Below are 25,835 nucleotides of genomic sequence, written 5' to 3' on the forward strand. Positions count from 1 at the left end.
CATAGTGGACCGATGCATACAGCAGGTAGGCCTTACCACTAAGATCACCGAAACACCCCAGCGTCCCGGAAGCCTTTACATGACAACTACACCTGAAATGACCCCCGGTACTGCACAGCCTTGCACGCCTAAGTTCGGGCAGATGCTGAGTCCGGAGGCCAACGGCATCCTGGTCCTTGATGAGTTCATAATCGACCCCGCCACGGCCCGCAAGGACCAGCACGGATTCCGCGCCGCCCTGGCGTCTGTGGCCCTGACCCTCCGTAAGATCGCCGCCCTTCGCGTCATCATCGCGATTGTGGCCATCGGAAACCTGCCGCTGTTCCTCCTGACCAGCGGCTGGTGGATCTACGGCGTCTCCCTGGCCCTCGTCATCGGCGTCCACGCGGCTGTGTCCTGGCTCAACAAGCACGAACCCAAAGTCCGCCAGCGCCAGAGCCTCGAACTGCACCTGCACCGTGAACGGAGCGCGAATTACCGCAAAGTCCGTGACGCTGTGAAGTACATGATCGACACGCCCAGCCGCATGAACGAGCACCTTTACCTCGAACTGCTGGCAGCCAAGCGCGTGGCACTGAACGTGGCCCACGGCACGGTGGCCCTCCTGGATACCAGCGATGACGCCGCCTGGAAAGTGCGCATCATCCGCGAAATCCCGGCCGTAGCGTAACCGCAGCAGCCGGTCCACAAGCTCAAGACACAACAACGACGCCGGAGCTCCCCGCTGGGGGGAGCTCCGGCGTCGTTATTCCGGATAGAAAGCCGGGGTTCCTGGCAGCCTAGGCTGGAAGCTGAAGGACCTGGCCCTCAAACACGAGGTCAGGATCAGCGACGGTGTCCGTGTTGGCGTCGGCCAGGCTCTGCCAACCGCCATCGATGCCCAGCTTTTCGGCTGCGGTGCTGAGGGTATCGCCCGCCTCTAGTGTGTAGGTTTCGCCGCTCAACGCCACGGGTGCGACGTGCTGGGCGGCCTGCACCGCGTCAGTCGGCGCTGCCAGTGGCGCGCTCTGAACGGGGACGTTTTGGGCCGGTGCCGTCTCGACCGGCACGCTCTGGACCGGCACGCTCTGGGGAGCAGTGGCGCCGCCTCCACCGCTCAGGCCAAGCTGGGAGGCGCAGGACGGCCACGCACCCCAGCCCTGGGATGCTTGCACTTGTTCGGCCACGGCGATCTGCTGCTCACGGCTGGCGTCTGCAGCCGAGCCTGTGCCGCCGTAGGCTGCCCACGTGCTGGCGCTGAACTGCAGGCCGCCTGTGTAGCCGTTGCCGGTGTTGGTGGACCAGTTGCCGCCGCTCTCACACTGCGCCAGGGCGTCCCATGTTGATGTGCTGGTGGCCGCGTTAGCGGCTGTTGCGGAGAGTGCAAGCCCTGCTGCTGAGACGGCGGCAAGGGTGACTCCACGGCGTGCGGCAGTACGGAAGGTGGTGTTTTTCATGTGGTGATGCTCCTGAAGGCCACCTGCGCTCGATCCGTCCCCGGAGGTCGTTGCGCCACTGCCCGCCCCTGACGAATAGAGGTCATTTTCGGTGTCTGCCGGCCGGGCAGTTCTGGTGGAGGCAGCACCGGGCATTCCTGTCGCCCGTTTGGCGGGCTTGTCTTTCACGCTAGGACATCACGGTGCCGTTATCAAACCGAGATGCCTTCTGGGAGTTGGCTGGTGGTCGGTTGGGGAAGTGCCGCGGCCAGGTAAGCGGCAGTACGGCTGTGCGGGGAACGCGCGACGTCGGCAACGGTTCCGGCGGCGACGATCCTGCCGCCGGCGTCCCCGCCGGATGGGCCCAGGTCGATGACCCAGTCCGCCCCAGCTACGACGGCCATCTCGTGTTCCACCACCACCACGGTGTTGCCGCTGTCCACCAGCCCGTGGAGTTGGGCCATGAGCAGTTGGACATCGGCGGCGTGGAGCCCGGTAGTGGGCTCGTCTAGAAGGTAGAGGGTGTGGCCCTTCTTTGCGCGCTGGAGCTCGGTGGCCAGCTTGATGCGCTGGGCCTCGCCGCCGGAGAGTTCAGTGGCCGGCTGGCCCAGGCGGAGGTAGCCCAGGCCGACGTCCCTAAGGCTCTTCAAGCTGCGGGCCGCGGCGGGAACATCGGCCAGGAACGCTGCGGCAGCGTCCACCGTCAGGCGGAGCACCTCGGCCACGTTCTTCCCCCGGTACGTCACCTCCAGGGTTTCCGGGTTGTAGCGGGAACCGCCGCACTCCGGGCACGGGCCGTAGCTGCCCGGGAGGAAGAGCAGTTCCACTGCCACAAAGCCCTCGCCCTGGCAGGTTTCGCAGCGGCCGCCTGCCACATTGAAGGAGAACCTCCCGGCGCCGAAACCGCGAGCTCGGGCCTGCTCCGTGGCGGCGAACTCCTTGCGCACGGCGTCGAACAGTCCGGTATACGTGGCGAGGTTGGAGCGGGGTGTGCGCCCGATGGGCTTCTGGTCCACAGTGACCAGCCTGTCGATCCGGTCGGTGCCGCTGACAAGGCCCACCGACAACGGCGTAGCAGGTCCCTCCTCGTCCGGGCCTTCCGTCTGCGTAGCTTTTGCCGGTTGTCCCGCCTGATGGGTCCTCAGTCCGGATCCCACCACCTCCCCGAGGACGTGGCTCACTAAGGTGGACTTGCCTGAACCGGACACTCCCGTGACTGCCGTCAAGACGCCCAACGGGAACCGCGCATCGAGATCCTTGAGGTTGTGCCGACTGATGCCGGCCAGCTCCAGCCAGCCATCGGGCTTCCGGCCACCGCCCGTCCGTGGCGCGCCGCCGCCGTCGGACTTGCTGCGTCCAAAAGTGCCGCCCTCGGGCGAACCGCCGCCGGACCCGCTGTGGGCCCCACCGCCGTCGAACAGGAACGGGCGGGTAACCGATTTTTCGATGGCCGCGAGCCCGGCAACGGGACCGCTGTAAAGCACCTCGCCGCCGCCTTCCCCCGCGCGGGGTCCAACGTCCACGAGCCAGTCTGCCCGGCGGACCACGTCCATGTTGTGCTCCACCACGAAAACCGAGTTCCCGGACGCCTTGAGCTGGTCCAATACCGCCAGGAGCGGCTCCGCGTCTGCCGGATGGAGGCCGGCCGACGGCTCGTCCAGCACATAGATCACGCCGAACAGTCCGGAACGCAGCTGTGTGGCGATCCTCAGCCGCTGCATCTCGCCGGGTGAGAGGGTGGGAGTGCCGCGGCCCAGGGCCAGGTATCCCAGGCCCAGCTCCAGCAGCACGGTGATGCGCTGCAGGAGGTCTGCGGTGATGGCTACCGCCACCTCGTTTTCCTCGCCGGAGGATTGCCGGCGGGAGGCAGTTCCGGCGTCCTTCAAAACGGCGGTCGGACGGAGGATCTCGGCCAACTCGGCCATCGGCGTTGCGTTGAATTCTGCGATGGTCCGGCCCGCGAAGGTTACGGCGAGGGCTTCAGTCCGGAGCCCGGTGCCGCCGCAACGCGGACACGGCCCGGACTCCATAAACGCCAGGACGCGCTCGCGCATGGCGGTACTCTGGGAGTCCGCCAAGGTGTGCAGGACGTAGCTTTTGGCGCTCCAGAAGCGCCCCTTGTAGGGTTTGGCCACCCGGTCCCGCTCGGGGGTGACTTCCACGACGGGCTGTTCATCGGTGAACAGGATCCAGTCGCGTTGCTTCCTGGGCATCTTCCGCCAGGGCACGTCCACGTCGTAGCCGAGATGGCTGAGGATATCGCGGAGGTTTTTTCCCTGCCACGCTCCCGGCCAAGCCGCGATGGCACCTTCCCGGATGGTCAAGGTGGAGTCCGGGACCAGGGATTCCTCGGTCACCGTATGGGCGACGCCCAGTCCGTGGCATTCGGGGCAAGCTCCGGCGGCGGTGTTCGGCGAAAAGGCGTCGGAGTCCAATGGCTCGGCGCCCGCCGGATAGGTCCCGGCCCGTGAAAAGAGCATACGGAGCGAGTTGGAGAGCGTGGTCACCGTGCCCACCGTGGAGCGGCTGCTGGGCGCGCCGCGCCGCTGTTGAAGCGCGACGGCGGGCGGCAGCCCGGAGATCATCTCCACCTTGGGATTGTGGCCCTGCTGGATAAGGCGGCGTGCGTACGGTGCCACTGATTCGAAGTAGCGCCGCTGGGCTTCGGCATAGATGGTGCCAAAAGCCAGTGACGACTTACCCGAACCGGAGACCCCGGTGAACGCCACGATGGAGTCCCGCGGCACATCCACGTCCACGTTCTGCAGGTTGTTCTCGCGCGCGCCCCGGACCCGCACAAAGCCGTCCGAAAGATGGTCAGGAGTGGGAAGGGAAATATCGTCAGCCTGCTGAGGGTTCCGCATTGATCCGACTCTAGCCGCGAACCGGCCGGTGGGCGATATCCTGACCCGATGGACAATTACCGGGACACAGCCGCCACTCCTTTCGCCGAACCGGAAGTTCCGGCGTCGGACCTTCCAGACACGGAGCTGGCCGGGACCGAAGCGGTTGTGAGGATCCTGCCCGTCGCGGAACTGCACCTGCACATCGAGGGAACCCTGCAGCCGGAGCTGATCTTTGAGTTGGCGGAGCGCAACGGCATCTCCCTCCCATATTCGGGGCTTGACGAGCTTCGTGGACTGTACGAGTTCACCGACCTTCAGTCTTTCCTGGACCTGTACTACGCCAACATGGCGGTGCTGCAGACGGAACAGGACTTCGCCGATATGACCCGCGACTACCTGGCCCGGGCTGCGGCCGCCGGTGTCCGGCACGCCGAGATCATGATGGACCCGCAGGCCCACCTGTCCCGCGGCATCAGCTTGGAAACCTGTGTCAACGGAGTGGCCTCCGCCTTGGCGACCTCGGTGAAGGACTTCGACATCTCCACCATGCTGATCGCCGCGTTCCTTCGCGACCTCTCTGAGGAATCCGCGCTGGAAGTCCTGGATGGATTGTTGGCCATGAACGCCCCGATCGGCGCGATCGGCCTGGACTCGGCCGAGGTGGGCAATCCGCCGTCGAAATTTGAACGCCTCTTCGCCAAAGCCCGGGAAGCGGGCCTGCGGCTGACCGCCCACGCGGGCGAGGAGGGACCGGCGTCGTACATCATCGAGGCGCTGGACATCCTTGGCGTGGAGCGGATCGACCATGGCATCCGGTGCATGGAGGATCCCGACCTGGTGGAGCGGCTTGTAGCAGACCGGATTCCGCTGACAGTCTGCCCACTGTCCAACGTCCGGTTGCGCGCAGTGGATACGCTGGCGGACCACCCGCTGCCCGCCATGCTGGCAGCCGGGCTCAACGTCTCAGTGAATTCGGATGATCCGGCGTATTTCGGCGGCTACGTGGACGACAACTTCGCCCAGCTCGAAACTGCCTTGGGGCTTTCCGACTTTGACCGTTCCCGGCTGGCCGCCAACTCCATCCACTCGTCCTTTGCCTCGGAGGAGCGCAAAGCGGAGCTGCTGGACGAACTGAACCGGGCGTAGCCCAAAGCCTTGGACGCAACCGGGGCTACCAGCAGCTAAACTAGTGCCGCAAAGCGTGTCTGGGCGGGGACCGGCGGAAGCCATTTCAGCGCCCCGGGTTGAGTAAACAGCCCCAAACCCGAGACTCCCGCCTCACTTCCGGTGTTACACGCGTCATAGTCGGTCACGACACGCAGAGTTAACCAATTCAAGTCGTGCGATTTAACAGGCTATTGGCAAGATGCCTATTGACCGATCGCTTTACAAAGGGGAACCATGGCCAAGTCCACTACAGAAAACACCAACCTTCGACTCAAGTCCGTGCTGGATGTCCTGACGGAAGGCACGTGGACCGGCGATGCTCTGAACGCAGGAGGCGTGCTCGCAGAAGCCACCGCCCGCGTACCGTTCAGCCCGCACGAGGCCGAGCTTCTCAGCGGCGGGATCCCCCGCGGACACAAGACCCTCACGTCCGCTACCGCCAAGCTGGTCAAGGCCGGCTGGCTGGTCAAGGGCCGCTCCGGTTGGACCATCACCGAGGACGGGATGCGGGCCACGGTTGCCTTCCCTGATGCGGACTCGTTTGCCTCGGCGCTCGACGCCGGAACTCCCGTCCCTGCCGACACCCCGGTTCCGGTTGCGCCTGTTGCCGCCCCCGCCAAGGTTGCCGCGGCCAGGACTACCCGCAAGAGCGCCGTGGTCAAGGACTCAGCAGCCGGCGATGAGGTCGCCAAGAAGGCTCCCGCCAAGAAGGCCCCTGCCAAGAAGGCGCCGGCGAAGAAGGCTGCCGAGGCTGTCGGCAAGGCCGCCAAGATTATCGAAGAGGCCGTGGAGCCGGTGGTCAAGGCTGTCCGTACGCGGAAGGCTGCTACGAAGACGAAGACGAAGTCGGAAGCGGCTGTGGCGGAATCGCTTGAAGGACCGGATGTGGAAACCTTCCCGCAGCCCGAGGCCGTGGCAGTGGCGGGTGACTTCAACACGCTCCTTGGCGCTCCCGAGGACTGGGCTCCGCAGTACGACGAAGCCCAGATGACGTTCGATTTCGTCGCCCAGCAGTGGGTTATCAGTGCCGAACTGCCTGCTGGCTACTACACCTTCAAGATCGCGTTGAACCGTTCCTGGGAAGAGAACTACGGCGCGTTCGGCACCTTCGATGGCCCCAACCACGAACTGCACCACAACGGCGGCACTGTCACCATCCGTTACGATCACCGCACCAGGGATATCGTCATCAGCTGACTGCGCCGGGGATCTTTTGTCCAGTAGTGGGCCGGCCTGCGGATCCTCCGTGGGCGCCCCTCTCTGGACAAAAACTGCGGAGTGACGCACTGTGGGTTTTGGTCGCTGTGACCGGTTTCCACCCACCTAGGAGATGCGGAAATGACTCTTCCCTCAGGAATCACGCCGGGCGTCTGGACATTGGACATGTCCCACAGCGAGATCGGCTTTACGGTCCGCCACGCGGGCATCAGCAAAGTCCGCGGCCGCTTCACGGACGCCAGCGCCGAGGCCAGGATCGGCCAGTCCTTGGCCGACGCCTCGCTCCACGCCACCGTTAAGACAGCCAGCTTCGATTCCGGCGACGCCAATCGGGACGCCCACGTAAAGGGTCCGGATTTTTTCGACGTGGAGAACTTCCCCGAGATGACTTTCCGGGCCACCTCAGCAGAAGGCGACGGCGAGGACTACACGCTCACAGGCGACCTCACCATCCGCGGCGTCACCAAACCCATCGAACTCGAAGTTGAATTCACCGGCGTGGCCGTTGATCCCTTTGGAGCCACCCGCGCCGGCTTCTCCGCAGAGGCCGAGATCAGCCGCAAGGAGTTCGGCCTGACGTGGAACGCGGTCCTGGAAACGGGCGGTCTCCTGGTGAGCGACAAAGTCAGGATCAACGTCGAAGCGGCGCTGGTCAAGCAGTCCTGACGCCATGGCAGCTTCCGAAGGGCGGCATTCCGGGAGGCACTCCGCTGGGCGGGATCCATCAGGACCGGACTGGGCAGGGCCGGACGACGGCGACATCCGGCTTTCCGCTCGCGTCTTCGGCGCGGTGCAGGGCGTCGGATTCCGCTTTTGGACGATGGGGAAGGCGGAGGAGTTGGGCCTGACGGGGTTGGTGAAAAACCTCGACGACGGCTCGGTCTCGGTGATTGCCGAGGGACCACCAGCCCGGGTGGAGGAGTTGCTCGACTGGCTGAAGTCGGACAACACCCCCGGCAGGGTGGAAAGGGTTGAAGATACCCTGTCCGCGGCCGAGGGTGCCTTCCGGGGTTTCAAGGCCCGCTGACCGGGGCGTTTTACTTTTAGCCCGGCCGGACGACGCTGGTCCTGGGGCTTAGGCCGATGAACGCTCCGAGTTGCTCCAGCACCTCTGGTTTCCGGGGCATGTAGTTGGTGAGTTCGGGGGAGCGGACAATCACTGCCCGCCACTGGCCGCGGGAAACTGCCACGTTGATCCTGTTCCGGTTCAACAGGAATTCGGCGCCGCGGGGGGCTTCGGCGACAGCGGAGCAGGCCATGGACACCAGGACAACGGGAGCCTCCTGCCCTTGGAACTTGTCCACGGTCCCCACCCGGACCCCTTCCAGGCCCGCCTGTTGGAGCGCGTGGCGGATCAGCTGGACCTGGGCGTTGTAGGCGGCTACCACCAGGATGTCTTCGGCTGCCAGCGGCCGGGCAGGCTGGTCGCCGCCTGCGATCCACTTCAGCCCGATGTGCCGCCGCGCCTGCCTGACTACTTCGGCGGCCTCTTCGGCGGACGAGGTGGTGTTGCCGCTGTGATCTACGAACACCGTTTCCACTCCGGGAGCCACCTCGGCCAGGCTCCGGAGTGTGGCCGCCGGTGCGGATTCGAGCTTGGCGTCGTAGCTCAGTACTGACACTGCGCGGCACAGTTCGGGGTGCATTCGCCAACTGTCCGCCAGGAAATAGCCCAGCTCCGTGGGGAGGGTGGCGTGCCCGGCGGCCAGCCAGCCGAGCGCGGACTCGTCCACGGGTTCCGGATGCGAGCCCTGGGTAACCTGCGGGAGCTGTTGCGGGTCCCCCAGGAGCAGCAGGCGTTGAGCGGAACGTGCCACAGCCAAGGTGTTGGCCAGCGAGAACTGCCCTGCTTCGTCAATGACCAGCAGGTCCAGGGACCCGGCCGGAACTGTCTTGCCGGTCATGGTCCACGCGGTGCCGCCCACCAGGCATCCGCCGTGCGAAGCAAGCAGGGCGGCGACGTCGGCTTCCTTAGTGTGGTGCCAAGGCACGTCGTGACCCGAGGCAAGTTTCTTGGCCACCCGGTCAGGGGCGACCCCGGCGGTTTTAATGGCTGTGCAGAGCATGTTCTCCACAACGGCGTGGGACTGGGCGACAACGCCGATTTTCCAGCCCTCCTGCACCAGCCGGGCGATGACATGGGAGCCGACGTAGGTCTTGCCGGTTCCCGGAGGACCCTGGACGGCGAGGTAGGAGCGGTCAAGGTCCTGCAGCGAGGCGGTAATGGCCGTGGCATAGTCCGCCGCTCCGGAGCTGTCCTTCCCGACGGCGGCGGGGGAGGAGAGCGAGCGGAACCGCGGCGGTGCCTTGCGCAGGATGTCCACACCCGGATGCTCCGGCAACCGTGGCACCGAGGCCCCCACGGACTGGGCCAGCTCCGCCAAGGCGGCCTCTATATTCAGTGTGGGGACGGGCTTATCCTCCGTCAGGGCCACCGGGAAGTGCGGGTACGCAGGGACCTTGCCGGTCTCCTTTTCCTCGATGGTGATGAGGGTTTTGCCCGGAATGTCCGGGTGGTCCTCTACGGCGGTGACCAGGGTGCCGAAGCTAAAGCCACGCGCCAGCAGGTTTCCCTGCGGATCCTCCAGTCCGTCTGGCACTGGTGAATCGTAGAGCCGGCACCACGTGCTGCCGGGTTTGAAGTCCGAGCCCTCACTCATGGTTCCGCAGAGCCTCAGGACACGGGTGCGCATCCGCACTGTGGGCTTGGCGAGGACCCAGTCCGCCACCACTTCGGCGGAGTCCACCACAAACACGTTGCGGTGCTCGGACCAGTGGTCGATTTCGGATTCCGTGCGGTCGAAGTGCTCCCACCAGAACTGCTTCCGTTCGCGCCGGTGGTAGCCGGTGGCGGCGGCCACCATGGCGATGGCACGCTCATCGTCGGTCCAGGGCCTGGTATCGGGGAGTCCGGCCAGATACTCCCGGAGCCGGAGCTCCTCGGGCGTTGGTTCCACGTCCGGCCCGTCCTCCGGAAGCTCCCGCAGCAGCGGCAGCTGCCCCCCGGAGTCGAGCGTTGCTGCCGCCGCGGGCTCCCCTGATGGGGCCCCGGAAGCCGAACTCCGCAGCTGCAGCAGCCAATCGCGGAGGCGGAGGGTGGAGAGGCAGTCGTATTCGTTGTAGTCAGAAATTGAGGCCAGGACTTCCTGGGCGCCGGCGGCATCGCCGTCGTCCCGCGCCGCGCAGTAGGCGGCGTAGGCCACCACGGAGGCACCTGCATCCTTCACGTCGCCTGAGCGAAGGTTGTCGCCCATATAGAGGGGCTCAAGTTTCTTGATGGAGTAAGAGGGCTCGGAGATCCGGAGGGAGTGCCGGGCCGTGGCGTAGAGGTCCACCAATACACCTTCCCGGAGCCAGTCGTCTACGATCTCCTCGCCCGCCAGGTGGGTCACGGACAGGTTCCGGAGCGCAGACTTTTCATACGCGGCGTAGTGGTAGACATGCATGTCCGGGTACCGGGAACGACGTTCCTCCACGTAGGCCAGGAAGTCCAGGAAAGCCTGCCGTTCTTCAGAGCGGGAATGCGCCCAGAACGGACGGAATACCGGCTTATCAGCGGTATCAGCGGCGGCATCCGGGGACTCAATCACGCCGAACAGGTACTCGAGTCCCCACTGGCTGGTGGCCGGGTCCTGCCAGAGCGGATCACCCTCGAAGTCAAAGAAGATGTCGCCAGGGCTGGGCGCGGGGATGGTGTCCAGTGCGTTCTCCGGCAGCACCTTGAACGTGACCGTGTGGTCCTCGCCGTCCTTGATGAACGTCCGCGAGCCGTGCGGAACGTCCCGGCCCAACTGCATCCTGGCTTGGTCGCGGAGCCGCGCCAGTGAACCGGTTGCCTGCTCCGGCGGAAGGTCCGCCAGGGCATCAATGGTGGTGATTCCCTCGGCACGAAGCTTCTTCCGGCGGAGGGTGGACATCCCGCCCACCATCAAGAGGTCCCGGTGAGCCTTGACCTGCTCGGCGCAATAGTTGCACCGCCCGCAACAGGTGATGCCGGGCTGCAGCCACTCCACGGGGCCGTCGCCTCCGCGGTGGGAAGCGGTCAGGGAACGGAAGCGATCGCGGCGCTCGCGGAAGACCGGCAGCAGGTCTGGCAGGGAATGGACGCTGCGCACGTAGTCGCCGTCCACCACGGCGCCCAGCACCAGGGTGACCTTGGGGGAGGGGTCCAGCCCCATCCCGATCAGCTGGTCGCCATAGGCAGCCAGTTGCAGGAGGGCGCCCACCTTGGCGTGCCGGGCCAGCTTGGTGTCCCAGACCTCGTACCGTCCCGGACTTCCGGTGCCGGCGGCCTCGTTGACGATGAAGTCCGCGTAGCCGAGGAATTCGCCGTCGAAGAAAGTTGCCTGGAAGACCACGTCCGCCCCTGCCCGCAGCGCCAGCTCGGTTTCCGCCTGCTTGGCTACGAGGTCTGCACGGGCGTTTTCGCCACGCTCGATCGAATACACACCGGCACCGCGGCTGGCATCCCACTGGCCGTACTGCGCGATCAGGCCCGCCAACACCTTCGCCTCGTGCTTGTCGCCCAGGGCGCCGGCGCGGCGTTGCATCTCGTCGTCGGGAAATTCGGCCTTGGGGGAGCGGCCCAGTTTCTCGTCCAGGACCCGGAGCGTCCGGTACTCACACTCGCTGGCGGCCACGAGGTCGCTGGCGGAAAACACCAGGTCAGGCGCCGCGCCGGGATCAAGGGTGGCAGGATCGAGCAGGAACATGGGGCCTCCCCATTGACTGGCCTGGCCTGAGGACGGTTCCCCTGGCCTTTATTTGAATCTAGCAAGAGGGACTGACAATTTGGTCCGGACGGCAAGGAAGGGGGTGGCGGGGTCTCCGGTCAGCCCTCGGCGTCCGCCCGGACCTGGGCCTTGTCGTGCTCGGTGTGGGCGTTGCGCAACAGCGTTAGGAACTCGGTCTCGTTGCGGATGAGCCGCTTGTACTTCTCGGGAAGCTTGCGGATCTGGTCTTCCTCGCGGACCATGCGGGCGAAGATCTTGTCCCGCTCCGCCATGTCCGTTTCGTAGGTGAGGTCCAGGTATTCGGTGGCGTGCCGCTTGGCGCCGGACACCGCGTTCTTGGCTTTGCCCTTGGGACTGAAGATGGACGCGAGGATGGTGACCACCAGGACGCCCAGGATGACCGTGAGGGAAACTGCCGTGCTGACTTCCACCACATTGACGTGCTGGCCGTCGTTGACGAAGGGCAGGGTGTTCTCGTGCAAGGCGTGCAGGATCAGTTTCACGCCGATGAAGCCCAGGATGGCTGCCAACCCGTAGGAGAGGAAAATCAGGCGGTCCAGCAGGCCGTCAATGAGGAAGAACAGCTGGCGCAGGCCCATCAGTGAGAACGCAGTGGCGGTAAAGACGATGTACACATTCTGGGTCAGGCCGAAAATTGCGGGGATGGAGTCCAGGGCGAACAGGATGTCAGTTCCGCCAATGGCCACCATCACCAGGAGCATCGGTGTCAGGACGCGTTTGCCGTCCTCCATGGTGAACAGTTTGTCGCCGTCGTAATGTGCCGACGCCGGGAGGTACTTCTTGGCGAGCCTGACCACCAGGCCTTCGGATTCTTCGTCGTGGACATTGGGCCTGAGCAGGTTGCCGGCGGTGATCAGGAGGATGAGCCCGAAGATGTAGAACACCCACGCGAAGCTGTTAATCAGGGCGGCGCCGAGGAAGATGAAGGCCGTGCGGGCAATGAGCGAAAAGACGATGCCGAACAACAGCACCTTTTGCTGGTCCGCCCGGGGCACCCGGAAGCTGGCCATGATGATGAGGAACACAAAGAGGTTGTCCACGGACAGTGCCTTCTCCGTGACATAGCCGGCGAAGTATTCGGTACCCATGGTGGTGCCGCCAAACATCAGCACGCCAAGGCCAAAGAGGAGCGCGATACCCACGTAGATGGAGGACCAGATGGCCGATTCCTTCAACGACGGGGTGTGGGCCTTTCGGACATGGAAGAAGAAATCGAAGGCCAGAAGGCCAACAATTCCTGCGATGGTCAGGGTCCAGACAATGGAGGGAACTTCCACGTGGCGGGCCTTTCGTCGGAGTCTCCCTCCAGCCTACCTAAGCAGGCTTCAGCAGTTTCCGCTTCAGGACAGCCTTCCGTGAAAGCGTCTTATAGCCCTCCCGCTCAAACAGGACCGTGATCACATCGTCCTCATAGCGCATCACCAGGCCGGGCCCCCAGGACTTGTGGGTGACTGTGGACTGGAGGGGGAACGGAACATCCTGCTCTTGGCCGGCAGGGCCGCCGTCGTGGTCCACGCCCGGGTGCTCCTGCCCAGCCGGGGCGGACTGCCGTACTGCCTCCGCACAGGCATCGCAGTTGCCGCACGGCTGCGGAAGGTGCTCGCCGAAGTAGCCCAGCAGGAATTGCCGGCGGCAGCCGTCGGTTTCGGCGTAGGCGCGCATCATGTTGAGCCGGGACTGGTCCACTCGTTGGCGGGCTTCGGCGAGGCCGACGGCGTCCCGCACCAGCGCGGACAGCTTGGCTTTCGAGGTGAGGCGCACACCCCGTTTGCCTGAGGTCACCGCCCCGGCCTCGTGCAGCAGGTTCAGCAGGCCCGTCACGCGCCGGGGCAACAGGTCCGTGAGTTCTGCCAGGGACGACGCAAAAACAGGGCCGTCCGCCGACCGGAGCACCTTGAGCAGGGCCAACAGCGAATCCGGGTCCGGGGAGTGCGTGCCGAAGAACTTCCGCAGGCCCAGGTCCTCGGCCCGGTAGTGCAGGACAGCAACCGCAGGCTCGCCGTCCCGCCCGGAACGCCCCACCTCCTGGTAGTAGGCATCGAGCGATTCGGGAATGTCGGCGTGGATGACGAACCGGACGTTGGGCTTATCAATTCCCATCCCGAACGCGGTAGTGGCCACCACAGTGTCCAGCCGGTCGTCCATGAACAGCCCAAGGATACGCTCGCGGTCCGCGGCGGAGCGGCCGGCATGATAGGCCTCGGCGCGGAGTCCGCGCGAAGTCAGCTCGGCCGCATACTTCTCTGTGTCCTTGCGTTTGGCGGCGTACAGCAGCCCCCTCCGGACGGCGCCGCCGTTTCCCTCGGCCAGCGCGCAGACCTGCTCCACTACAGCGCGGCGCTTTTCCTTTGCCTCATGGTGCCGGACCACCTCCACGCTGATGTTGGGCCGGTCAAAGCCGCGGACCAGGACCAGCGGATCCTTCATCCCCAGCCGCTCCACAACTTCCTCCCGCACCGGCGGCGAAGCCGTGGCTGTCAGTGCGGCAACCGGCGGGTTGCCCAGCTGCTCCCTGACCGTGCCGAGGGTGAGGTAATCGGGCCGGAAATCGTGGCCCCAGGAGGAGACACAATGTGCCTCGTCCACCACCAGCAGAGTGGGGTGCAGGGCGGCGAGCCGCTCCACCGTTTCCTTTTTTGCCAGCTGCTCCGGTGCCAGGAACAGGAAGATTGCAGTGCCTGCCTCCACCTTTTGCCAGGCATCTTCCAGTTCCGCGCCGGAGCGGACAGAATTGATGGCGACGGCGGCGTCCGGTCCCAGCACCTCGGCGAGACCATCGATCTGGTCCTCCTGGAGGGCTATCAGGGGTGAAACCACGACGGCGGGGCGTCCCGTCCGGCGGTGCAAGTGGACGGCTCCAACCTGGTAAATGGCGGACTTGCCATAGCCGGTGGGCATCACGGCGAGGACATCACGGCCGTCAGCCAGTGCGGCCATACCCGCGAGTTGGCCGTCGCGCAGTTGGGGCAGTGAAAAAGCAGAGGAGGCGAGCGCGCGCAGCGCAGGATTCTCGGACATGTTGCAGCTCCGGAAGGTGGGTCCTGCGGCCGGTTGCTTCAGCCGTGGTGACTAGCCTACGCGAGGTGGCTGCCGCCGTCGTCCGTGCTTGTACTTGAGCCCGTTGCTGCCCGGCCCTGAACCGGCCACCGTCCTTGACTTCCGGGGGCCCCTGAACAACTGTGGAAAGTGACCGTTCCGCTGATGCAGCCGGCGCGTTTCGGTCTCCGCAGGAACAAGGAGAGTGCAGCGTGACGCGCAAGAACCCCAAGGTGGAAGAGGCCGACGAGTCCGAGATCGAGGTCAGCGGGCATCCTAAGGCGTGGGCGGCAGGCGTTCCCGGCGTGTACCACTCCATGCAGCCGGCCTTGAAGCACATGGGCGCGGGCCGGGCAGCAAAGACGCTGCTGGCGCTGAATCAGAAAGACGGCTTCGACTGCATGAGCTGCGCCTGGCCGGACCCCGGGCACCGCAAGACCTTTGAGTTCTGCGAGAACGGCGCCAAGGCCGTCACCTGGGAAGCGACGCCCGTGGTGATCGGTTCCGATTTCTGGGCGGAGCACCCGGTCAGCGAGCTCCGCGAACGCTCCGAATACTGGTTGGGGATGCAGGGGCGCCTCACGGAACCCGTCTACAAGCCCGCGGGGGAGGACCACTACCGCCCCGTCAGCTGGGAACAGGCGTTCAGCATCGTTTCGGACAAGCTCAAGGGCCTCACTTCCCCGGACCAGGCCACGTTTTACACCAGCGGCAGGACCTCCAACGAGGCCGCATTCCTCTACCAGCTGTTCGTCCGCGCCTACGGCACCAACAACCTGCCGGACTGTTCCAACATGTGCCATGAATCCTCGGGCTGGGCGATGGGCCAGACCATCGGCATCGGCAAAGCCACTATCTCCTACGATGACTTCGCCAAGGCGGACCTGATTGTCATCATGGGCCAGAATCCGGGGACCAACCACCCGCGGATGCTCACCGCGCTGGAGGAAGCCAAAGAGGCCGGGGCCAGCATCGTCGCGGTGAACCCGCTGCCGGAGGCCGGCCTGATGCGTTACAAGAACCCGCAGACGGTCAAGGGCATCGTGGGACGCGGCACGGATTTGGCGGACCAGTTTATGCAGGTCCGGATCGGCGGCGATATGGCACTCCTGCAAGCCGTTTCGAAGCGGGTGCTGGACGCCGAGGCCGCAGCCCCAGGCACCATCCTCGACCATCAGTTTCTCCAGCAGCACTGCGAGGGGCTGGAGGAACTGCGGACCCATCTCGCCCACCTGGATGAAGCCGCGGTCCTTGAGGCCACCGGGCTGCGGACCGAGGAGATCGACGAGCTTGCGGACCGCTACCTGAGGGCGGACAAGGTGATCATCACCTGGGCCATGGGCATCACGCAGCACAAAAAGGGCGTGGCCACCATCAAGGAGATCATCAACCTGCTGCTGCTCCGCGGCAACATCGGCAAGCCGGGCGCCGGCGCCTCGCCCATCCGAGGCCACAGCAATGTCCAAGGCGACCGGACCATGGGCATCTGGGAGCAGATGCCGCCGGCCTTCCTGGACTCGCTGGGCAAGGAATTCAACTTCGATCCGCCCCGCGAGCACGGCGTGGACGCCGTCGAAACCATCCGGCAAATGCGCGACGGCGGCATCCGGGTTTTTGTGGGGCTCGGCGGCAACTTCGTAGGGGCCATTTCGGACACACACGCCGCGTTTGCGGCGATGGAAAACACCGAGCTTTCGGTGCAGATTTCCACCAAGCTCAACCGCTCACACACCGTCACTGGCGCCGAAGCGCTGATCCTGCCCACCTTGGGCCGCACGGAAATCGACCTCCAGGAATCCGGGCCACAGTTCGTTTCGGTGGAGGACACCGTTTGCGCCGTGCACGCCTCACACGGAACGGTGGACCCCGTAGCGCCAGGCCTGCTGTCCGAGGTGGCTATCGTCAGCAGGCTTGCCCGGCACGTAGTGGGAGATTCGGTCCATGCCGACTGGAGCGGTTTCGAAAGAAACTATGACCTCATCCGTGACCACATCTCCCACGTGGTGGTGGGCTGCGATGACTACAACCGGAAGATCCGGCAGGAAGGCGGCTTTGTGCTGCCCAACGGGCCCCGGGACTCTCGGACGTTCAACACCCCCACCGGCAAGGCGGTGCTGACGGTCAACGAACTTGAGCATGTGGAGCGGCCCGCCGGGACGCTGATCCTGCAGAGCATGCGCTCACACGACCAGTTCAACACCACTATCTACGGCCATAACGACCGCTACCGTGGCATCCGGAAGGGCCGCGAAGTGGTGTTCGTCAGCCCCGAGGACCTGGCCGATTTGGGCCTCAATGACGGGCAGCATGTGGATATCCACGGCGTTTACCACGACAACGTGGAGCGCGTGCTGCGAAACTTCCGGGTGGTGTCCTACCCCACGGCCCGCGGCTGCGCTGCCGCCTACTATCCCGAAGCCAATGTCCTGGTGCCGCTGGAGAGTGTGGCGGAGGGCAGCCAGACGCCTGTGTCCAAGGCGGTCATCGTCCGGCTGGAGCCGGTGCCCGTGCTGGTTGAGGAACCCACGGCGGCGGGATAGCGGGAGCCGGTAGCCGCATAAGCGGTGCCGGCCAGCACCGGCCCATGCGGGCCACGGCAGTTGACGGGAACCCTGCTGCGGCTATTGCCCGGTGTCCGCCCAGCCCGTGGCTGCCGGGCCGCCGTCGTGCCCGTCCTCGCACAGCCGGAACGCGACGTCGGCCGCCTGCGAAACTGCCGCGGAGGACGCCTCCTTGGAACCGGCGCTGCCGTTGCCGGCTGCGAGCCCTGCCGCGTAGCCCACCAGGAACGTGGTGACCGGAGCTGCGGCGTGGATCACGGAACCGGCAGACTTCCGAGCCAGGTCAAGGAGAAGCTCCTGGTCCACGTCCAAGTCCAGGATCTGCAGCGCCTGGGCCAGCCGCTGGGTCCACTGGTCCAGAACCACTGCTTCGTCGTCGTTGACGGCCATGCTCTCTCCTAAATCCGTGGGTCAGTTCCTTGTTCGCTTGGGCGCGATGCCCTCGACACTGCGATGCCCTCGACACTACAAGGCCAAGCCGGCTGAGTCACTGGGTACCGCATCGTCGTCCTTGACAGCCGTTGGCGCCCTGAGGAATATCGGAGGTGCCGGTGCTGCTGGCGGTCTCTTGGGAGTCCAGCTGTTGTCCGGCCCCCCTTGAAGGGACATGGGATGCAGGCTGCCGTTCATGCTTTCGGGTCCTCCCGCCTTGCGTCCGGCCTGGCTGCGGCCGTGCTGGTGGCCTCCCTTGCAGGCTGCACCGGCGCCCCGGATCCCCCTGACCAGCCGTCGCCGACCGCCCCATCCCCGGCAGCGACGACTGCCCCAACGGAGCCAGCCTTCGCCGCAGTGCTGAAAGAGTACAGCGAGAACGTGCGCGCCCGGGGAGCCACCGCCGTCATCGTCCAGCTCAAGTCGCGGGTGGGGGAGTGGTCCTCGGCAGACGGCGTCCGAAACCTGGAAACCCGGGAACCCGTACAGTTGACCGACCAGACCCACGTTGGCGACATCACCATGACCATGGTGGCGGTCTCGGTCCTGAAGCTGGTGGAGGAGGGGGAAATCCAGCTGGATGACGCCATCCAGGAGTACCTGCCGGACTTCGAAAGCATCATCAAGCCGCCCGGACCCATCACGATCCGCAGCCTCCTCAGCCACCGGTCCGGGATGCCCGACTACTGGTATGCCTTGTTTCAGATGGGTAAGGCAGGGGACCAGCCCATGAGCCTTGAAGAGCGGCTCAGTGCCGCTGCGACCGCCCGCTGGACCGGAGGGTCAGGCAGCCTCTACAGCTACTCCGGCACCAACTACTCGGCCCTTGCCCTCCTGGTGGAGAAGCTGCGGGGCCAGGACATTGGAACCGTCATCCGCGCAGACAACGTGGAGCCGCTGGGGTTGCAGGGCACCCTGATGACCGGTGATGAACCTGGCCCGCGGCAGCTGGTCCACGGCTATACACAATCGGAGAGCGGCGAGTTGGTGGACAACGCGCTCAGTCCGTTCCACAGGGGTTCCCCTGACGCTGGTTTGATTTCCACCGTCCCTGATCTCAACACGTATTTCGCTGCCCTGCAGAAAGGGACCCTGGTGACGCGGCAAACCTTGGAAGAGATGCACCATCCCAAATATCAAGAGTTCGGCCTTGGCGTGGTGAGGCGGTACGACTCCTGCTCCAATAACGACTATTTCGGCCACATAGGGGTAGTGCGGGGATATGCAGCGCTGGCGCTCATCAGCGCTGACGGATCCCGCCAGGTGGCCATGGCGGTGGCACGCGCTCCCAAGCCGGACCTGATTGGCTTCGACGACCCGCAGGCTGTTGAGATGGCCAAAGCCGCCGTGGACGCGCTGAACCTGGCCTGTTAGGCGGTTATTGAAATAACGGTGCGCGTGCCGAGGTTAGGCTGTATCAGAAACCGAACCGAGGAGACCTCCGTGAATGACGCCACCATCCGCCACAATCCTGAACGCGAGCGCTTCGAAGTGCTGGTGGCCGGAAACGTCATCGGCAAGGCGGCCTACAAGGATTACGACGGCGGCAGCTCACCGCAGAGGATTTTCTACCACACGGTGATCAACGAGGAATACGGCGGGCAGGGGCTTGCGGGCAAGCTCGCCACCGCGGCGCTGGATGAGACAGTCGGCGCCGGCTTCCGGATCGTGCCGGTTTGCCCATTTATCAAAAAATTCATCACCAAGAACCCTGAGTATGCCAGCGACACCGCACCAATCGCTCCGGCGCACCTGGAATTCTTGAACGACGCCCTGGCTCCGCGGGCCCGCGCGTAAAGCTGGCTGTCCAGGGATGTTCCCTGTCTGTCAGGCCAGGCAGGCGTTGTCTGGCCAGGCAGGCGTTGTCAGGCTAGGCGGGCGTTGACCGCAGCGGGCGAGAAGACCTGGTTCACCAGCAGCGATGACATCCCCCGGATTGCTGCGTCTTCGCCCAGCGCCGCCAACCGGACGTCCAGGTGGCGTGTGGCTCGCGGGAGCGACATGGGATAAAGCGTCTCGCGGATGCCCCCGATCAATGAGGACGACGCGAGATCGCCCGCGATCAGCAGCACTGCCGGATTGAGCAGGCACACTACGGTGGCCATCACTTCACCAAGCCTCCGGCCGGCGTCGTGCGTGAGGCGCATCGTGTCCACGTTGCCGGCCAACAGTTGCTGGCGCACATCACGTCCGGACGATGCATCGATGCCCATCTCCGCGAGCTTGCGCGCGATCGCGCCTCCGCTGGCCCCAGCGGCCAGGCAGCCAAACGAGCCGCACTGGCACTGCAGTTCCGCGAAGGCAGGATGGCGGACGTGGCCGATATCGCCGGCCCCGCCGTCGACGCCCTGATAGACCTGGCCATCGATGACCAGGCCTGTGCCGATGCCGGTGGACACCTTCACCAGGCATAGGGAAGGGACCCCGGCAAAGCCCGTGCTGTATTCGCCAACTGCCATCGCATCGGCGTCGTTCTCCACCAGGACCGGCACGGGGAAGGTGTCCTGGATGAACTCGACAATGGGGTATGCGTCCCAACCGGGCATGATGGGCGGCTGGCTTGGGCGGAGCGTGTGGGGATCCACCGGGCCGGGGATGGAGATGCCCATTCCCGAAACTTTTGCCATGGGCGTGTTGGACCGCTGGAGAAGCAGCAGTCCGGCTTCGGTGATGGCGTGCAAAACTTTCTCGGGGCCGTCATCGACGGCGATGTCCAGGTGCTCGTCGGCGATGATCGCCCCGCTGAGGTCGGTGAGCGCTACCCGGCTGGACGTGGTCTCCACCGAGGCGGAGACAGTGCAGGAGTGCTGGAGGTTGAAGGCCAGATCCGTTGGCCGCCGGCCTCCGGAAGGCCGTGCAGTGCCGGCTTCGCGGATCAGTTCAGCCTTGAGCAGGGCATCCACGCGCTGGGCCACTGTCATGCGGGACATGCCCGTTTCTTCCTGGATGTCCCCGCGGGTTCGGGCCTTGCCTGACCTGATCAGGTGAAGGACGTCCCCTGGTCCGACGTACATCTGCGGCTCCTACGGTTGAAAAGGCACTTTTGACATCCTAGGCGCTCGGGGAGCGCATAGGGCAGAACCTGCATCCACTCGTGTCGATTGACTCTGCAGCTAATGCTAGACAACTAGGCAACATTTGGATAGCCTTTAGGCACAAGTCCCGGGATTGTGACTGCGCTCACGGCCGGGGAGTTTTCCAGCACCTCTTCCGCTGGCCAGGCCAAAGTGGTCCAGTGCCGGTGGACCGGGGGAGCAAAGCGCGAATCCGCGGGGCCGCTCAAGGCACCGCCGAAGACAGGAGCATCGAAGTGATGAGAACCAGAAGCCGGTCCAGCGTGGCCGTCTTGGCAGCTGCATCGTTGACCGTGGCAATGCTGGCGGCCTGCACGCCCAACGAAGGCACGGATGACGGCTCAAGCCCCGACGCCAGTGCCCAGGCCATCACAGTCTGGACGGCGGATACCCTCCCGGACCGGGTGGCCAAGACAGAGGCAATCATCGATAAGTTCACAGCAGCCACCGGCGTCGAAGTTGAGCTCGTGGGCGTGCCGGAAGACCAGTTCAACCAGGTCCTGACGTCCTCGGCGGCCGCCGGCGACCTCCCGGACGTGATCGGTTCCATCTCGCTGGCTCAGGTCCGGACCCTGGCTGCCAACGACCTGGTGGATGCCGACAGCAACAAGGCAATCGTTGAAAGCCTCGACGAAAGCACGTTCTCCGAACGGGCCCTGGAACTTACCCGCGACGGCGACCAGCAGCTCTCAGTGCCTGATTCCTCCTGGCAGCAGCTCCTGTACTACCGCAAGGACCTCTTCGACAAGGCCGGCATAGCGGCGCCGAAGACCTATGACGACATCAAGGCCGCGGCGCAGAAGCTCGACACCCCCCAGCTGGCCGGGATCGCGGCTGCCAACAAGCCCGGCGAGGCCTTTACGCAGCAGACCTTCGAGCACATTGCCCAGGGCAACGGCTGCGAAATGGTCAACGACAAGGGCGACATCACCTTCGACAGCCCTGAATGCATTGGTGCCCTGGAGTTCTACCGCGACATGCTGAAGGACTACTCTGTTCCGGGCGCCCAGGACGTGGACACGGTCCGTGCTTCCTACTTCGCCGGCCAGGCCGCCATGTCCATTTGGTCAACTTTCCTCCTGGACGAGATGGCAGGCCTTCGCAACGATGCCAAGCCCACGTGCGCCGAGTGCGTGGCCGACCCGTCCTTCCTGGCCAAGAACACCGGCGTTGTAACCGGCATCCAGGGACCGGACGGCGACCAGCCGGCGCAGTTCGGTGAAGTTGTCTCCTGGACAGTCACCAAGGACTCCGCTTCGGAGTCTGCCCGCAAGTTCGTGGAGTACTTCATGACCGAGGGCTACGTTGACTGGCTCTCCATCGCTCCTGAAGGCCGGCTCCCGGTCAGGGCAGGCACGGCGGACAACCCCACCGAGTACGCAGACAAGTGGAAGACCATGCCTGCGGGCGTGGACAAGAAGGAACCCCTGGGCAACTTCTACTCCCAGGACGTGCTGTCCGTCCTGGAACAGGGCCCGGATGAGCTCAAGCGCTGGGGCATCACCCAGGGCCAGGGCGACCTCGTGGGCGCGGCTTTGGGCGAACTGCCTATCGCCAAGGCTGTCAGTGACGTCACCTCCGGCGGAGTGGATCCCGAAACCGCAGCCAAGCAGGCCGCTGAATCCCTTCGCTCGATTCAGGGCTCGCTGAAGTGAGTTCTGTCAAAAAGGACGTTCCTGCAGGACCGGCGGCATCGGCCGCCGGCCTGCGGGGGCGCCGCAAGCTTTCCCCCATGGCAAAGGAGGAGCAGCGGGCGGGCCTGACCTTGCTCTCGCCCACCCTGGTCCTGGTTTTAGTCATGGTGGTCTTGCCGATCCTGTGGACGTTGGTGCTTGCCTTCCAGCGGGTCCGGATCCTGAACATCCGGACGGCCGGAATCTTCGGCCCGTACACCCTTGCCAACTTCGACAACGTGTTCTCGAGCAGCTTCTTCACGTCGCTGGGGACCACGCTGGCTTACTCCATCTTCGGCACCGCCGGCGCGATCATCCTGGGACTGATCGCGGCCCTGGCACTCCGCAAGCCCTTCAAGGGAAGGACCCTGATCCGGGCTTCCATGCTGATCCCGTACGTGTCACCCATCGTGGCCGTGACGTTCACCTGGACCACCATGCTGGATCCGCAGTTTGGGCTCATCAACTATTGGGGCAAGCGGTTGCTCGGCTGGGAGGAATCCATCCCCTTCCTCAGCGAGCGGGCCAGGGAAGTGTCCTTCCTGGGCTTGAACTTCGAGATCCCCACGGCTCTGATCGCTGTCATCGTGTTCGAAATGTGGCGGTCCTTCCCGTTCGCCTTCCTGTTCCTGACCGCCCGGATCAATGCCATTCCGGACAGCCTGGAGGAAGCGGCCAGGGTGGACGGGGCTACCCCCATCCAGCGCTTCTTCCACATCATCCTGCCGCAACTGCTCCCCACCATCGCCATGCTGTCCGTGCTGCGCTTCATCTGGACGTTCAACAGCTTCGATGACATCTACCTGCTCACCGGCGGTGGCGGCGGCACCGAAGTCGTGGCCGTGACCGTGTTCAACTTCCTGACCGCCCGCGGTGACATCGGTGCGGCATCCGCCCAGGCGCTGGTGCTGGCAGTCATCCTCGGCCTGATGGTGGGCATCTACATTAAATTCTTCGGCAAGAAAGAGGAGGTCTCCTGATGGCGATTCCCGTCGAAACGAGACGCCCGGCCTCCCCGTCCCGGCCCCCGGAGGGTTCGCGCTGGACGCGGGACGTGATCGAAACCAAAGTTTTCGGTGTGCTGCGCTGGGTGGTGATCGTCGGCCTGGTGCTGGTGACGTTGTTCCCGTTCTATTACATGTTCGTCCTGTCCATCCGGCCGCTGGATGCGCTGCTGCGTGATCCGGGTTCGTTGGTCATTCCATTCGGCGAACTGGACTGGGGCTCCTACCGGAGCATCCTGACTCCGCAGGAAGACGGCGGGCAGGGCTTCCTGAAGTTCATGGGCAACTCGGCCATGGTGGCGCTGGGCACCGTGCTCATCTCGCTGCTCGTGGCCATTCCAGGTTCCTACGCCATTAGCCGGCTGAACTTCTTCGGCCGCCGCCAGGTCAGCGCCCTGTTCCTTGCGGTGTACCTGTTCCCCAGCATCCTGCTGGCCATTCCGCTGTTCACCTTCTTCACGAGGCTGGGCCTTCGCGGCCAGCTGGTGGCGCTGCTCATCGTGTACGTGGCCCAGGTCATCCCTGTCACTATCTACATGCTGCGCAACTACTTCGACACCATCCCCACCAGCCTGGAGGAAGCTGCGGCCCTGGACGGCTGCAGCAGGCTCGGCGTGCTCCGCCGGATCAGCCTGCCGCTGGCCATGCCGGCCATCATTTCCAACGGCCTGTTCGTGTTCATGATCGCATGGAACGAATTCCTCTTCGCCCTGCTGTTCCTGGTCAACACCAGGCCAAGCTGGACCGTTTCGCTGGGCCTGTCCCAGCTGGCCGGCAGCATCGAGGTGCCCACCACCGTCCTGATGGCCGGCTCGGTCATCCTGACGCTGCCCATCATCATCATCTTCTTTGCCGCCGAGCGGCTCCTGACCGAAGGCCTGACCGCAGGCGCGGAGAAAGGATGATGGGCCGCACCACGAACGCCGGTCTTGCAGGCACTGTGCGCGACCTTATGGACGCGCACTGGCGCCCGGAGCACGGCTATTCCGTGCCGAACCCCGGCACCTACCCGCATCTGTGGCTGTGGGACTCCTGCTTCCACGCCATCATCTGGGCCAAACTGGGAGATCCCCGTGCGGTCCAGGAGCTCGACGCCGTCCTGGCCGGGCAGCTGGACAACGGCATGGTGCCGCACATGCGTTACGGCGGCGCCGGCCCGGACACTTGGCTGGGCCCGCTCACCGGGACGTCGTCCCTGACGCAGCCGCCCATGTTCGGGCACGCCGCACGGGTGTTGTCCGACGCCGGCATTCCACTCTCAGAGGCAACGCTGGCCAAGGCGCGGGCGGGGCTGGACTGGCTGTGGGAGAACCGGCGGACTCCCGAGGGGCTTATCTACGTGGTGCACCCGTGGGAAGCAGGCAACGACCACGCCCCGCGCTGGGACGACTGGGGCGCCCCCGGCCGGACCAAGGAAGGGTACAGCCGCCCGGCCCGTACGGCGTGGAACAAGGAACGCATGAACGAGGTCTCCTTCTCCGACGACGGCGCCGCCAACTGGTCCACCAGCTTCGTGGCCTGCCCCGCGGCATTCAACGCCTACACCGCGTTCAACCTCCGCGAACTCGCTGCCGTCACAGGCGACGCGACGCTCGAGGCGCGGGCCACCGAACTCGCGGCCGCCATGGACGAACGCCTGTGGGACGACGGCGAGCAGCTCTGGTCCGATCTCGCAGTGCTGGGCGGGGGGCCGTCGGTACGAATCCCCATCAGCGACGGCGTCATGGGCGCCTTGGTCACCGGGGACGAAGCCAAGGCCCGGGCGGCCCTGAAGCAGCTTGAGGATCCGGCCCGGTTCGGCGCGGAGTTCGGCCCTGCCAACGTGGCCCGCGAGCACCCCGCCTACGATCCGGACACGTACTGGCGCGGACCGGCGTGGCCCCCGCTGAACTACCTCTTCGCCCAGGCCTACAGGAGGCTGGGCATGGAGCAGGAGGGCGCTGCGCTCGCAGAGCTTACGGCCAAAGGCGCCACTACCAGCGGGTGGGCGGAGTACTGGAATCCCGACAACGGGCGCGGACTGGGTGCCGTTCCCCAAAGCTGGGCCGGTCTTGTTATTGCCATGCAGCAGTAGTAGCGCGGACGGCGGCGCGGGCCAGGCAGCTATGGCCCGCGTCGTTGGGGTGGACCGTGTCCGCGTCCAGCATGGTGGCAGCGTTCCAGCCTGCGGCCTCGGCCACCACCACCTGCGGAAACTCCGCCGCAACCCGCCGCAGTTCCTCGTTGTACGTGGCCACCAGGGCGTTGGACCCCAGATTGTGCGGGGCATGCAGGCTGAAGTCCAGCAGGGGCGGCTGTGCGAGGGCCACTACCAGCGCGTCAGGGGCTGCCTGGCCGAAGGCGGCAAGGATGCTCCGGAGCGCGGCGGTGTACTGCTCAAGGGACGACGGCGCGTCCCCGCCCAGGCGAAGATCGTTCAGTCCCGTCATCAGCAGGTACAGCGTGGCGGGTGGGGGAGGCGTGTCCTGGACGAGGGCCGCAGTTCCGGTGCTGCTGGAGCCGCCCACACCGCGGTTGTCCAGCTCCAGGCCCAGCCGGGCAGCCACCCGCGCGGCCAGGCAGGAGGCCGGCCCGGACGCGCCGTCGCCGTCCACCCACGAGTGTCCATAGGAAACCATCGTCCGCCGCATTGCGGCACCTGCCCTTCGGTATCAG

At 65.2% G+C, this 25,835-nt stretch carries 20 protein-coding genes; 12 read left to right on the forward strand and 8 right to left on the reverse strand.

The annotated features are described in order from the left end of the window. The first annotated feature begins 142 nt into the window (after window positions 1–142). A complete protein-coding gene (locus V9L18_RS06780) occupies window positions 143–670 on the forward strand; it encodes a hypothetical protein (protein ID WP_443197965.1) in 528 nt (175 codons plus the stop codon). 109 nt (window positions 671–779) lie between these two features. Here the strand turns inward: V9L18_RS06780 and V9L18_RS06785 are convergent, their stop codons facing one another. Further along, entirely contained in the window at window positions 780–1,436 is a 657-nt protein-coding gene (locus V9L18_RS06785; RefSeq protein WP_337346417.1) for a transglycosylase family protein, read from the reverse strand. 191 nt (window positions 1,437–1,627) lie between these two features. Beyond that, window positions 1,628–4,279, reverse strand: a complete 2,652-nt coding sequence (locus V9L18_RS06790) for an excinuclease ABC subunit UvrA (protein ID WP_337346418.1) — start codon at window positions 4,277–4,279, stop codon at window positions 1,628–1,630. Between the two features lie 48 nt (window positions 4,280–4,327). On the opposite strand from V9L18_RS06790, the gene V9L18_RS06795 reads away from it, so the two are divergent. The 4 genes from V9L18_RS06795 (at window position 4,328) to V9L18_RS06810 (ending at window position 7,673) form a co-directional block, all read left to right on the forward strand. Then, window positions 4,328–5,407, forward strand: coding sequence for an adenosine deaminase (locus V9L18_RS06795; RefSeq protein ID WP_337346419.1), 1,080 nt, complete (start codon window positions 4,328–4,330; stop codon window positions 5,405–5,407). A 255-nt stretch (window positions 5,408–5,662) separates the two neighbouring features. Next, complete coding sequence (locus tag V9L18_RS06800) at window positions 5,663–6,625, forward strand: pullulanase X25 domain-containing protein (protein ID WP_337346420.1); 963 nt, start codon at window positions 5,663–5,665, stop codon at window positions 6,623–6,625. 141 nt (window positions 6,626–6,766) lie between these two features. Next, on the forward strand, window positions 6,767–7,312 hold the full coding sequence (locus tag V9L18_RS06805; protein WP_337346421.1) for a YceI family protein: 546 nt from the start codon (window positions 6,767–6,769) through the stop codon (window positions 7,310–7,312). Window positions 7,313–7,316: 4 nt separating this feature from the next. Continuing rightward, window positions 7,317–7,673, forward strand: coding sequence for an acylphosphatase (locus V9L18_RS06810; protein WP_337346422.1), 357 nt, complete (start codon window positions 7,317–7,319; stop codon window positions 7,671–7,673). 16 nt (window positions 7,674–7,689) lie between these two features. Here the strand turns inward: V9L18_RS06810 and V9L18_RS06815 are convergent, their stop codons facing one another. The 3 genes from V9L18_RS06815 to V9L18_RS06825 form a co-directional block, all read right to left on the reverse strand. Continuing rightward, window positions 7,690–11,358 carry a TM0106 family RecB-like putative nuclease gene (locus V9L18_RS06815; protein ID WP_337346423.1) on the reverse strand — a complete coding sequence of 1,223 codons (3,669 nt, stop codon included), beginning with the start codon at window positions 11,356–11,358 and terminating at the stop codon, window positions 7,690–7,692. Between the two features lie 119 nt (window positions 11,359–11,477). After that, window positions 11,478–12,677, reverse strand: a complete 1,200-nt coding sequence (locus V9L18_RS06820; protein WP_337346424.1) for a TerC family protein — start codon at window positions 12,675–12,677, stop codon at window positions 11,478–11,480. 37 nt (window positions 12,678–12,714) lie between these two features. Continuing rightward, window positions 12,715–14,418, reverse strand: a complete 1,704-nt coding sequence (locus tag V9L18_RS06825; RefSeq protein ID WP_337346425.1) for a RecQ family ATP-dependent DNA helicase — start codon at window positions 14,416–14,418, stop codon at window positions 12,715–12,717. Between the two features lie 230 nt (window positions 14,419–14,648). Here V9L18_RS06825 and V9L18_RS06830 point away from each other — a divergent pair, with 230 nt between their 5' ends. Beyond that, the gene (locus V9L18_RS06830; protein WP_337346426.1) at window positions 14,649–16,976 is read left to right on the forward strand and encodes an FdhF/YdeP family oxidoreductase; all 2,328 of its coding nucleotides are present in this window, start codon (window positions 14,649–14,651) and stop codon (window positions 16,974–16,976) included. An 81-nt stretch (window positions 16,977–17,057) separates the two neighbouring features. On the opposite strand, the gene V9L18_RS06835 is transcribed toward V9L18_RS06830, so the two are convergent. Further along, window positions 17,058–17,387 (reverse strand): DUF6457 domain-containing protein, encoded by a 330-nt coding sequence (locus tag V9L18_RS06835; protein WP_337346427.1) that lies wholly within the window; start codon window positions 17,385–17,387, stop codon window positions 17,058–17,060. Between the two features lie 222 nt (window positions 17,388–17,609). Here V9L18_RS06835 and V9L18_RS06840 point away from each other — a divergent pair, with 222 nt between their 5' ends. Both V9L18_RS06840 and V9L18_RS06845 read left to right on the forward strand, forming a co-directional pair. Beyond that, a complete protein-coding gene (locus V9L18_RS06840) occupies window positions 17,610–18,803 on the forward strand; it encodes a serine hydrolase domain-containing protein (RefSeq protein ID WP_337346428.1) in 1,194 nt (397 codons plus the stop codon). 69 nt (window positions 18,804–18,872) lie between these two features. Further along, complete coding sequence (locus tag V9L18_RS06845; protein WP_337346429.1) at window positions 18,873–19,226, forward strand: GNAT family N-acetyltransferase; 354 nt, start codon at window positions 18,873–18,875, stop codon at window positions 19,224–19,226. Window positions 19,227–19,294: 68 nt separating this feature from the next. Here V9L18_RS06845 and V9L18_RS06850 read toward each other — a convergent pair whose 3' ends face one another. Beyond that, a complete protein-coding gene (locus V9L18_RS06850; protein ID WP_337346430.1) occupies window positions 19,295–20,443 on the reverse strand; it encodes an ROK family transcriptional regulator in 1,149 nt (382 codons plus the stop codon). 299 nt (window positions 20,444–20,742) lie between these two features. Here V9L18_RS06850 and V9L18_RS06855 point away from each other — a divergent pair, with 299 nt between their 5' ends. Genes V9L18_RS06855 through V9L18_RS06870 form a run of 4 tightly spaced genes read left to right on the forward strand, consistent with a single transcriptional unit; the run spans window position 20,743 to window position 25,254 of the window. Then, on the forward strand, window positions 20,743–22,158 hold the full coding sequence (locus V9L18_RS06855) for an ABC transporter substrate-binding protein (protein WP_337346431.1): 1,416 nt from the start codon (window positions 20,743–20,745) through the stop codon (window positions 22,156–22,158). Next, complete coding sequence (locus V9L18_RS06860) at window positions 22,155–23,156, forward strand: carbohydrate ABC transporter permease (protein WP_337346432.1); 1,002 nt, start codon at window positions 22,155–22,157, stop codon at window positions 23,154–23,156. The genes V9L18_RS06855 and V9L18_RS06860 overlap by 4 nt, the downstream gene beginning before the upstream one ends. Next, on the forward strand, window positions 23,156–24,085 hold the full coding sequence (locus V9L18_RS06865) for a carbohydrate ABC transporter permease (protein WP_337346433.1): 930 nt from the start codon (window positions 23,156–23,158) through the stop codon (window positions 24,083–24,085). The genes V9L18_RS06860 and V9L18_RS06865 overlap by 1 nt, the downstream gene beginning before the upstream one ends. Further along, on the forward strand, window positions 24,085–25,254 hold the full coding sequence (locus V9L18_RS06870; RefSeq protein WP_337346434.1) for an MGH1-like glycoside hydrolase domain-containing protein: 1,170 nt from the start codon (window positions 24,085–24,087) through the stop codon (window positions 25,252–25,254). The genes V9L18_RS06865 and V9L18_RS06870 overlap by 1 nt, the downstream gene beginning before the upstream one ends. Here the strand turns inward: V9L18_RS06870 and V9L18_RS06875 are convergent. Further along, entirely contained in the window at window positions 25,235–25,810 is a 576-nt protein-coding gene (locus V9L18_RS06875) for an SGNH/GDSL hydrolase family protein (protein WP_337346435.1), read from the reverse strand. The two genes, V9L18_RS06870 and V9L18_RS06875, sit on opposite strands and share 20 nt — an antisense overlap. Between the last annotated feature and the right edge of the window lie 25 nt (window positions 25,811–25,835).

Source organism: Pseudarthrobacter sp. CCNWLW217 (assembly GCF_037203985.1).
Lineage (GTDB): Bacteria > Actinomycetota > Actinomycetes > Actinomycetales > Micrococcaceae > Arthrobacter.